Annotated in this window: 7 protein-coding genes, 1 tRNA gene and 1 pseudogene; 3 read left to right on the forward strand and 6 right to left on the reverse strand. The window is 47.6% G+C overall.

Annotated elements, in window-relative coordinates:
* The coding region (locus tag PLA23_RS05910; protein ID WP_324474405.1) for a pelota family protein at positions 1-672 on the reverse strand (672 nt) is incomplete at its 3' end.
* Entirely contained in the window at positions 669-2,552 is a 1,884-nt protein-coding gene (gene rqcH, locus PLA23_RS05915) for a ribosome rescue protein RqcH (RefSeq protein ID WP_324474407.1), read from the reverse strand. The genes PLA23_RS05910 and rqcH, both read right to left, overlap by 4 nt.
* Before the next feature lie 55 nt (positions 2,553-2,607).
* On the opposite strand from rqcH, the gene PLA23_RS05920 reads away from it, so the two are divergent.
* The 3 genes from PLA23_RS05920 to PLA23_RS05930 all read left to right on the forward strand — a co-directional run bounded on the left by PLA23_RS05920 (position 2,608) and on the right by PLA23_RS05930 (position 7,134).
* A complete protein-coding gene (locus PLA23_RS05920; RefSeq protein ID WP_324331066.1) occupies positions 2,608-2,976 on the forward strand; it encodes an EMC6-like membrane protein in 369 nt (122 codons plus the stop codon).
* 6 nt (positions 2,977-2,982) lie between these two features.
* Complete coding sequence (locus PLA23_RS05925) at positions 2,983-4,749, forward strand: ribosome biogenesis/translation initiation ATPase RLI (RefSeq protein ID WP_324331064.1); 1,767 nt, start codon at positions 2,983-2,985, stop codon at positions 4,747-4,749.
* A 129-nt stretch (positions 4,750-4,878) separates the two neighbouring features.
* Positions 4,879-7,134, forward strand: coding sequence for an IPT/TIG domain-containing protein (locus PLA23_RS05930; protein WP_324474409.1), 2,256 nt, complete (start codon positions 4,879-4,881; stop codon positions 7,132-7,134).
* Positions 7,135-7,728: 594 nt separating this feature from the next.
* On the opposite strand, the gene PLA23_RS05935 is transcribed toward PLA23_RS05930, so the two are convergent.
* The 4 genes and pseudogenes from PLA23_RS05935 to PLA23_RS05950 form a co-directional block, all read right to left on the reverse strand.
* Positions 7,729-7,803 (reverse strand) — tRNA-Glu (locus PLA23_RS05935).
* Positions 7,804-7,854: 51 nt separating this feature from the next.
* Complete coding sequence (gene ilvE, locus PLA23_RS05940) at positions 7,855-8,721, reverse strand: branched-chain-amino-acid transaminase (protein WP_324474412.1); 867 nt, start codon at positions 8,719-8,721, stop codon at positions 7,855-7,857.
* An 82-nt stretch (positions 8,722-8,803) separates the two neighbouring features.
* A complete protein-coding gene (gene cfbB / locus PLA23_RS05945) occupies positions 8,804-10,198 on the reverse strand; it encodes a Ni-sirohydrochlorin a,c-diamide synthase (protein WP_324329560.1) in 1,395 nt (464 codons plus the stop codon).
* Positions 10,195-10,476, reverse strand: a pseudogene (locus tag PLA23_RS05950) (Ni-sirohydrochlorin a,c-diamide reductive cyclase catalytic subunit); the annotation flags it as partial. The pseudogene PLA23_RS05950 and the gene cfbB, both read right to left, overlap by 4 nt.

Raw genomic sequence — 10,476 nt, forward strand, 5'->3', positions numbered from 1 at the left:
GGCTCTGGTCTCCCCGATGACGAGTGGTGCTGTTCGTGAAGGGTTTTTCCTTCGAAATTTTGCGATAATTTCTTCTTTTACAAATCCGGGTCCTGCGATCACCAGCGGTCCGGTAATCTGAGAAATCTGTGAAACCACGGCATCTGAAAACTCTTCTCTGCTGCTGACTTCTGCAGTCTTGCCACTCCCTGCAGCACATGACCAGATCTGCTTTGGCCCATAACTCTGCACCCGGTAAAGTTCTGCTTCTCCCTCCTCCACCGTGAGGATATGAACTGCATCCGCTGCCGAACCCTTCACTGCCCGGTCGATCCGTTCAAGATCACTTTTGGACCAGCATTTGATGACCGATATCTCATAGCCCGGTTCGAGGTTTAAGGTGTGATGAGAGCCGATGTCCACACCTGATTCGATAACACCAAACACCCTCAGCCGAATCGAGAACTCATGAAACTCCACATCCTCTACCCGGATTCCAAGTCTGACCGGGCGTTTTTCCTGCTTTTCAGGCCGTATCTTATCCTGGGATCCTTCAACACTCCGAAGCGTGGTTGCGTACACCAGTGCACCGGGTGTTATAAGATGGTGGAGGTGCCAGAGGTCGTCACTGTTCTCAGGGAAGAGACGAATCTCGCCAAATGACCTCTGGAGTTCTTCAAACTCCGCTTTCATCCTTCCACCAGATCTGATCCGCCAGGCGGGACAAATGCAGCGACGGCTTCGGTATTGAGGGCAAATTTTAATGCTTTCTGATCTTCGGCAGAGAGTCTCTCACGAAGGGTCCGGACCACTTTTTTTGCGATGTCATTTGGTTCAAACGTTCCAGGCCGGAGCCGTACATAGAGATCACATACTTTTGACAGTGCAGATACCGGACCTCCAAGAATTCTGGTCTCAGGCATCTTCTGCAGACCGATAGCCACTTCAAGGGGGACATCATGAAACCACTGTCGCTCTCCTCTGACCACAAATGAGCCACGTGACAGGTATTCACCGGATTCAGCAGTTTTTGATACCTGGTCAGGACGGGCTGCATAGACATCAGCAGATGCAAATCCTGCCCGCCATGCACCTGAATACGCAGCAGCAAACCGTACTGCCTCATCCATCGCTTCAGTCTTCCCTTTTACCACAACCACACTGGCTCCATGAACATCAGCATGGACAAACGTGTCGCCACCTTCCAGATACTTCTTTATCAGTTCCTCATTCTGCCCGGCATCCCGACCACCGATAACCAGTACCTGATCAGAGGTGTAAAACCATCTGAACCGGTCAAACCATCGTTTCTTTGGCCGCTTATACTGGATTTTCCTGATGCGTGCATGCTGGACGTCACGTTCCATGGCGGCTTTTGCACCGGCCAGTTTTTTCTTAAACTTTTTCACCTGTTCGTAGTACCGGCCGGCGTTCTGGTCAATACTCTCATGGACATACACTTTCACCGGTTTTCCAAGATCGAGTTCAACCGCAGCCTCAGCAGGAAACACCCTGATGATCCGCTTTCCTGCACCGGTTGTATCCTTCTTTAAAACGGCCTCGATTTCCTGCCATGACCGTGTCTTAGAGGCTTTTGAAAGCGTGGTAATAATGTCAGACACAAACCCATATTCTTCATACAAGAGAGAGGCAAGTTCTTCATTCCTGGCAATATTCTTCTCAAATTTTGTGATCGCCTCTTCCTGCTGGTGACGAATTCTGTCTTCCCGGGATATCCGTTTCTTCTCCTCCTGTTTTTTCACCGGTGGTGCTGACGGGAAAAAGGTATCAAGAGCAGCGTTAAATGAGTCAAAGACCCCGGGCTTTTCATCACCAACCGGGACCGGATGGCATCCGTTCTTATCAAGGACCGGTGCCGGTGAGGTGCGGGCTTTCCTTAGCAAATCATGAATGGCATCATACAATACGGTTGCATCTGCATCCTTTGCACACGTATTTTTGTCAATCCCGGTAACCGAAAGGATATATTCTGCGTACCGGCCGCCCAGGAAGGACCCGACTGCAAGGGATCGCACAATATCCCGATCATCACGAGAGAGACGCCCTGCAAATTCCTCACCGGTGATCGAACTGACATCCGGCGGTCCAAAGACATACAACGCTCCGGGAAGAACATCCCTGTCCTTAAACCGGTGCCGGGTGAGCGGCTGGATAATGGTCATGTCTTCTCCACAGAGGATGATATTTCCATCATCAAAAACCTCGACAATGAGGTGAAAGAGCTGCTCAGATTTTCTGATGTCAATGATTACCGTACGCTGCAGACCCTGCTGGCGTATCCCGTCGATCCTTCCTCCGGCAAGGTATTTTCGCAGAAACATTGCAAAAGCAGGAGGGATTTGGGGCATCTCTGGAAGTATTGAAGTCAGATGGAGCCGTCGTCCCGGTTCGATGAGGAGGTTTATTTTTCCCTGGTTTTTACTATTCAACCGAAAAATACAGAGACGGTTCTCATCCAGATACACTTTATGCACCCAGAGGGGGAGGAGCCGTGAGATCTCGTCTGTAACTGTGATGAGGTCAAGTCCACTCATCCCCTGCATCGTCGCCATGATACCAAATTACATATGGCCTCATGACTAAAAAAATAAGACAACTGGTGCCCCAATGACAGAAGAACCGGTCCTGAATACTCAGGCAGAGGAAACCCATGTACCTCGCCCCGTTGATGAAACGGCAGAATATACAAAGCGTATTACGCGCACGCTCATAGCGGTTGGTGCCGGATGCATCGCCGGCATTATCTGTTTTCTGACCGACCAGGCGACCGCAGCATCAGGGGCAGGGAAATCATTTATCTTTCCCATCCTTGTAATGCTGGCCTCAATAATCATTCAGAAACATATTTTCATGTTTATCCGGATAGATCCAACAAAACTTGAGAAGAAAGACTGGTTTTACCAGGGATTTATCACCTTTGCATTCTGGTATGTAACCTGGACCATCCTGCTCTCTGAGACCACCATATCATCCTGATAGCCCATGCGAATTGCTGTTGTCCATAAAGATCTCTGTCATTCACGCAAATGCGGAACGGAATGTATTCTGTACTGTCCACGGGTCAGAACCGGTGATGAGACTGTTCTTCTTGATGAAGAAGGAAAAGCGGTCATCTCTGAAGAGCTCTGTGTCGGATGCGGTATCTGTGTGAAGAAATGCCCCTTTGAAGCGATAGATATCATCACCCTTCCCGAAGAGCTGGAGCATCCCACCCACCGGTATGGGCCGAACAGCTTTGTTCTCTATGGTCTTCCTGCACCGATTGAAGGCAAAGTGACCGGTGTGATCGGTGCAAACGGGATTGGAAAATCCACTTCACTCAAGATCCTATCTGGGCAGATCAGCCCGAATCTTGGTATTTTTGAAACTGAGGTAAAATGGGATGATGTCCTGAAAAAATATACCGGGACTGAACTCTTCGATTACCTCCAGCGACTCTCGAAAGGATCTATTAAGGCATCAGTCAAACCCCAGTATATCGATGTCATCCCCAAGGTCTTTCAGGGAAAAGTATGGGATCTCTTAAAAACTACTGATGAACGGGGTGCCCTTGACCGGTACCTTGATATTCTGACACTTCGCCAAATCCTTGACCAGGAGATCCAGAATCTTTCCGGCGGAGAACTCCAGCGAGTCGCACTTGCCGCAGCCCTTGCACGGAATGCCGACTTTTATTTCCTTGACGAGGTCACACCCTACCTTGATATTTACCAGCGGATGGCCGCTGCGTCAGCAATACGCGAACTTGCTGCAGAAAAACCGGTTATCCTCATCGAACATGATATTGCCATCCTTGATATGCTGGCCGACACGGTTCATATCGCGTACGGAAAACCGGCAGTTTTTGGTATCATCACCCGTCCAAAGGGGGTTCGAATCGGTATCAATCAGTACCTGGATGGATTCCTTCCGGAAGAGAACGTCAGATTCCGCGATTATCAGGTAACCTTTGAGGTACGAGCACACAAAGAGGGATCAGATCGTGAACCACTGCTCGTAATCCCAGAGATGACCCGAAACTTTGACCGGTTCTCTTTAACGGTACATCCAGGTGAGATATTTGCAGGAGAAGTCATCGGAGTTGTCGGGCAGAATGGTATTGGAAAATCCACCTTTGCCAAGCTTCTTGCCGGAGTCGAAAAACCAGATTCCGGATCGATGGAGACCTCAGTCCGGATATCGTATAAACCCCAGTATCTGAAAGGAGATACCTCAGATACGGTTGAGTTCTTCCTCCGGCAGATTGCCAGAAATTTCGATTCCGCCCAGTATCAGCATGATATTGTGGAAGGTCTGACTCTGGGGCCAATCCTGCAGCTTCCGGTCAATACCCTCTCCGGCGGAGAACTTCAGCGGGTTGCTATTGCTGCATGTTTATCCCGGCCGGCAGATCTCTATGTCCTTGATGAGCCAAGTGCCCATCTGGACGTCGAGCAGCGGGTCAGACTGACGAAGATATTCAGGAATCAGGTAGAAGGGAAAGATGCAGCAATCCTTGTTATCGACCATGATATTTATGTGATAGATATCATCAGTGAACGGCTCCTTGTCTTTGACGGAGAACCAGGAATCAGGGGAGAGGCAAAAGGACCGTTTAACATGAGGACCGGAATGAATATGTTCCTTTCCCAGCTTGGTGTAACGTTCAGACGGGATATGAGTGGCAGACCACGAATAAACAAGCCGGATTCATATCTTGACCGGGAACAGAAGAGCAAGGGGGAGTATTATTATCTGGATATGGACTAAGTCCTTGTTTTCCATGTATGAATTGCCGATTTTATAGGTTTTTTGAGAAACTCTTGTATAATTTTTATATTTACGGGTTTATTCTATCCATTCAAAAAATAATATATTCTTTGAATAATAATATGCTGTATGTATACTCGCCCTTTTTTTGTGAAGGCTGGATGGGGCCTGATCATTCTCCTGTTTATTGCATGCTCCCTTCCCGGGGGTGCTGGTGCAAAGCCCACCCTGGTTGAGATGTCTGATGCCAATGACAGCACATTAAAACTGCTTTCCATTTCTGAAGATGGAACGATATATGAAGGTCGTCTTGTCGGACCAGGTTTACCACCGGAAAATTATGATCCAAACTCACATCTTGCCGATCTCAATGATGTATCCGCTCAATATCTGGATAAAAATGAGGTCCCGGCACTGTCATGGTCATATGGATGCACTCCGACATCAGCGACCATGATTTGTGGATACCTTGACCGGCATGGGTATCCGAATATGTATACCGGCCCGACAAACGGGGGAGTGTTTCCGCTTACAAACGCGGTTTGGGGCCCTTCATTTGAAGGAAACGGGCAGTGTCCCCTGACAGCATCACAGGAAGGACTTGATGGACGAACGACAAAAGGATCCAAAGACGATTACTATCACAAATATGGATCAGATGTTGACCCCTATTATGGTTCGTGGAAAGAACATACCCCACAGGATTCACTTGCAGATTTTATGGGTACCAGTATGTATCAAAAATATGGATCTACCGATGGGAGTACGTGGATATGGACGAATCGTGATGGATCGCCAGTCTATGATTTCACGGAATATGACGATACCCAGCGGGATGGGATGCATGGTATAAAATTATTTGTGGAATCGCGTGGGTATACGGTCGCACACGATGGCCAGCATTCTCTCAATTATAACCAATTAATTTATGGGTATAATGGAAATACCAAAGGATTCACCTATGACCAGTATAAAGCAGAAATTGATGCAGGGTATCCGGTCTTAATTCAACTCATGGGTCATACCATGCTGGGGGTCGGATATACCGGAACCGATCAGATTATCTTTCATAATACCTGGGATTATAACAAACACACCATGACATGGGGAGGTGTCTATGAAGGTATGCAGCATTATGCAGTCGGTGTTATTCATCTCAATCCTGCACCTACTCCAACACCGACACCTACCCCAACTCCAAAGCCCACGCCTGTTGTCCAATCAATCAAACCCAATACGGGACAGGCCGGTACATCTGTTTCCTACCTGGTCAATGGAGAAAATTTTGTTTCCGGAGCAATCGTGAACCTGACAAGATTCGATGAGACAAATATTACCTCAATTGCTTCCGTCACGGGGTTAGCCTTAACTGGTACATTTGCGATTCCTCCTGATGCATTTCCCGGACCATGGAATGTATCAGTCAACCAGAACGGGCAGTATAGCAACGATAACATACTGTTCACCATTACCGCCCCACCCGTACCGGTTCCGGTTGTGACCGGTATTTCACCCAAATCATTGTATGCCGGATCTATCGTGAACTATACCATTACTGGATCCAACTTCATGAATGGTGCATGGGTCAATCTTACAAAGGAAGGACAAACCAATATCGCATCATTCGGAACCCTGAAGGATGGAACCCTGACCGGAACATTTTACATACCGGTAAATACCCTCACCGGACCATGGAATGTATCAGTAAACCAGTACGGACAGTTCAGTAATGATAATGTCATATTCACCATTACTCCGGCCCCGACAGATACTCCAATAGTGGACTCGATAAATCCGGACTCTGGAGAGAAAGGAACGGAAGTCATATATTCAATAACGGGTGAGCATCTCCTCTATGGCGCAATAGTAAACCTGACCCATGAGGGTGAGGATAATATCACCTCTTTCATAGACATTCCTGGAACTCCAAACTTCGGATCTTTCGAAATCCCTCCGGACGCTCTCACCGGACCATGGAACGTATCAGTCAACCAGAACGGACAATATAGTAACGATAACATCCTGTTCACCATCACGGACAGCCCGATTCATGGTCCGGTTGTTCATAATATTACCCCTGATTCAGGAATACAGGGTGAGGCAACAGATTATCTGCTTCAGGGTGAAAACCTCATGGATGGTGCTCAGGTAAACCTCTCCCATCCAGAACAAAACAATATTTCATCAATCGGAAATCTCTCAGAGGGAAATCTGACCGGGACCATCGCAATCCCCGATGATGCACTGCCCGGTCCATGGAACGTAACAGTGACTCAAAGCGGCCTGACCAGTAATGATGATGTTCAGTTCGTTATATTACCATCCGGACCATACCCGGTCGTACGCAGCACCAGGAAAGGGAACTGGGTTTGTCATCTATGGTGATAACTTTGAGAACAGGGCTATCGTAAACCTGTCACATCCGGGAGAGCAGAATATTACAGCCATTGGTACCCTGGTACAGGGGAAACTAACCGGAACGTTCATTATACCGGCATCCTCCACACCCGGCCTCTGGAATGTGACGGTACATGTACGGGGAAAAATAAGTAATGACAATATTCAGTACCCCATTAAAGGCAAAACCAGGTAAAATTCCATTTTCTATTCCACAGGCTACTATTGATCTTCATGATGTTATTAAAAGCTGACAGGAAACAATGAGCAATGTGCGGGTAATGGAACGAATTCTGCGAAACCGGTGGCGTACGAACAGGGGGACTGTTCTGCCCTCCCGGTTGCTATCGTTGGATACTCAATGGGTGGAATGATCACTCTTGATTATGCGAAAACGTATCCCGATTCACTAAACCTGACACCGACACTCGGCAGCAACGAGGGTCGGATGATATATTCTTCTTGAGAATTCCATGTGAATGATTCCATATGTATAAAGATTGGTTTTTTTGTATTATGCTTAGCCTTGAAAAAAAGTATTCATGCAAAATATTTACATTATCAAAACAATGAAAAAAATTATGCTGATATGGGGATTCGAACCCCAGTCGTCGGCGTGAAAGGCCGACATGATTGGCCGGACTACACTATATCAGCTGTGCCATCAAATGTCTACGTATATCCTTAAAAAAGTATTGATGATTTTACCTATACAATCGGTGTTCCTTCTTTCTGTACGACAATTTTGAACTGCTCCATGCACTGACGCGTGATGGGGCCTGGCTTTCCGGTTCCGATACTGCGCCCGTCAATCCAGGTAATTGGTGCAATCTCGGCAGCAGTACCGGTTACAAAGACTTCATCTGCACAGTAGAGATCATAGTACCCCATATTGCGCTCCTGCACCGGTATGCCAAGTGACGATGCAATCTCAATTGCAACCATACGGGTAATACCCCGGAGATTATTCAGGGTCGGCGGAGTGATGATCACACCATTCTTGATGACAAAGATGTTATCCCCTGAACCTTCGGATACATACCCATTTGTATCAAAGAAAATAGCTTCATCTCCACCTTTGCAGTTTGCCTCTATCTTGGCTAAAATGTTATTCAAATAGTTCAGACTCTTCACATTTGGTGGAAGAGCTTCAGCAGGATTTCTCCGCACTGATACCGTGATGGCTTTCAGACCCTTCTCGTACAAATCACCATACATGGCACCCCATTCCACTGCCATAATAACAACGGTGGCCTTTGCACATTTCCGGGGATCGAGCCCGAGATCACCCACACCACGACTTACAATCGGTCTGATATATGCATCCTTTAAATTATTCCGTTTACAGGTCTCGATGATTGCAGCGGTCATCTCATCCTTTGTAATCGGAACAGCAAGATCGATGGTTTTTGCTGAATCATACAGCCGGTCAAGATGCTCCTCAAGTCTGAACACCCGCCCAGAATAGGCTCTGATACCTTCAAAAACACCATCCCCATAGAGAAAACCATGATCAAAGACTGAAATCTTAGCCTCCTCTTTGGGATAGAACTTCCCATCGATGTATATCTGCATACCAAAGTATCTGACTCATGTTCTCTTAAAGGATCAGCCTCACGAATCTGATGCAGGACAAAAAAAAGAAAAAACTGCCTGATTATGAAAGGGGATCAGCCTTACAAGCGGACAAAAATGAATACAAAAGGGCAGATGAAGGGACCGGATGGATATGCGTATATGACCCGACTACTCTGTGACGAACGATCCCGTCATGGGTTGCATCAATACCAAACCCTCGTACAAGCTCATAGCCGAATGACACCCCCTCATCAGGATGAACGGTGGAGTAATGAAATGCATGGCCTTTGACCGGTACAGCCTTGTTGCTTTCAAACGGGAAGTCTGGAGTGGTAGTTCCGGACACATACGTGACAATCCGTTTTTTGGGAATTGTGCACCGGGCAGGGAGAACATCAGCCATCTGAAATACAGTCCCTGCAGAAAGTCCTGAGAAATCCTGCATGATGCGGATCTCCCTGCACAGGTACATAAGCCCCCCGCACTCTGCAATAACCGGCCGGTGATCCCTCGCAGCGTTCCTGATATCCTCAATCATCGACTGATTCTCTTCAAGTTCACGTCCGTAGTATTCAGGGTACCCTCCCCCGAACCAGTACCCGTCTGCATCAGGAAGTACATCATGAACCGGTGAAAAATATTCGATCTCAAACCCCTGTGATTCAATCAGGGAGAATAAATCAGCATAGTAAAAATTAAACGCCTCATCCCGGGCAATCCCGATAGTTCCCTGATGGGAGAGACCAGATACGGCAAACAGATCTGGTATCCGGTCAGGAGCCTTCATTTCCCGTGAAAGGGAGAGCAGGGCATCAAGATCAAGATGACTGCAGATCATTTCAACAATGGATGATACACGGTCCAGGAACGGTTGATCTTTCAGCCCTTCTTCAAAAGGAACAAGACCAAGATGCCGCATTGTCAGATCAAGATTATCCACCCGGGGAATTGCACCAATAACCGGGACATGACAAAAATGGTGAATCGCTTCGGTCGCTTTGCGGATATGTTTCTCTCCCCTGACATTATTGAGGATAACCCCGGCGATTCGGATATCATGGTCAAACTGCATAAAACCCATGAGCAGGGCCGCAGCACTCTGCGTAATACTCCGGGCATCTATGACCAGAATTATCGGTAATTGAAAGTGTTTTGCTATCGAGGCTGTGCTTCCGATATCACCAATACTCTCCGCCCCTTCATACAGCCCTCTGACGCCTTCGACTATCGCTATATCGGCTCCCATGCAAGCATGATCAAATACCGCTGAGAGCTCATCCGGATTCATCACAAATGAGTCCAGATTTCTGCATGCACGCCCGGTCACGCCGGTCAGATAGGAAGGATCGATATAATCCATTCCGACCTTAAAGGTCTGAACAGTCCATCGTTTTGCAAGAGCTGCTGCTATGGCAAGGGTAATACTTGTTTTTCCTGATCCTGACCGGTCACCGGAGATCAGGAACCCTTTCATACACAACTCCTGAGAACAGCTCCAAACTCCGACTCCACAATACTCCGTACACCAAGGGTCCGGGGATGGAGGTCAATCTCGACAACAACATGTGCATGGCCGAGATCCTTCAGCGGTACAACCTGTCTGGGACCATTCGTCACCGAAAAACATTCGATACCATCGGTATATTCACGGGGAATCGCATGGGGAACACCGGTAATGAATGCAAAATCCGGGTTCTGCTCCTGTATCCATCGCCCGAGCATATCCCCGCTTGCTCCGTACTCATCCAGTGC

It is taken from the genome of Methanospirillum sp. (genome assembly GCF_035406105.1).
GTDB lineage: Archaea > Halobacteriota > Methanomicrobia > Methanomicrobiales > Methanospirillaceae > Methanospirillum.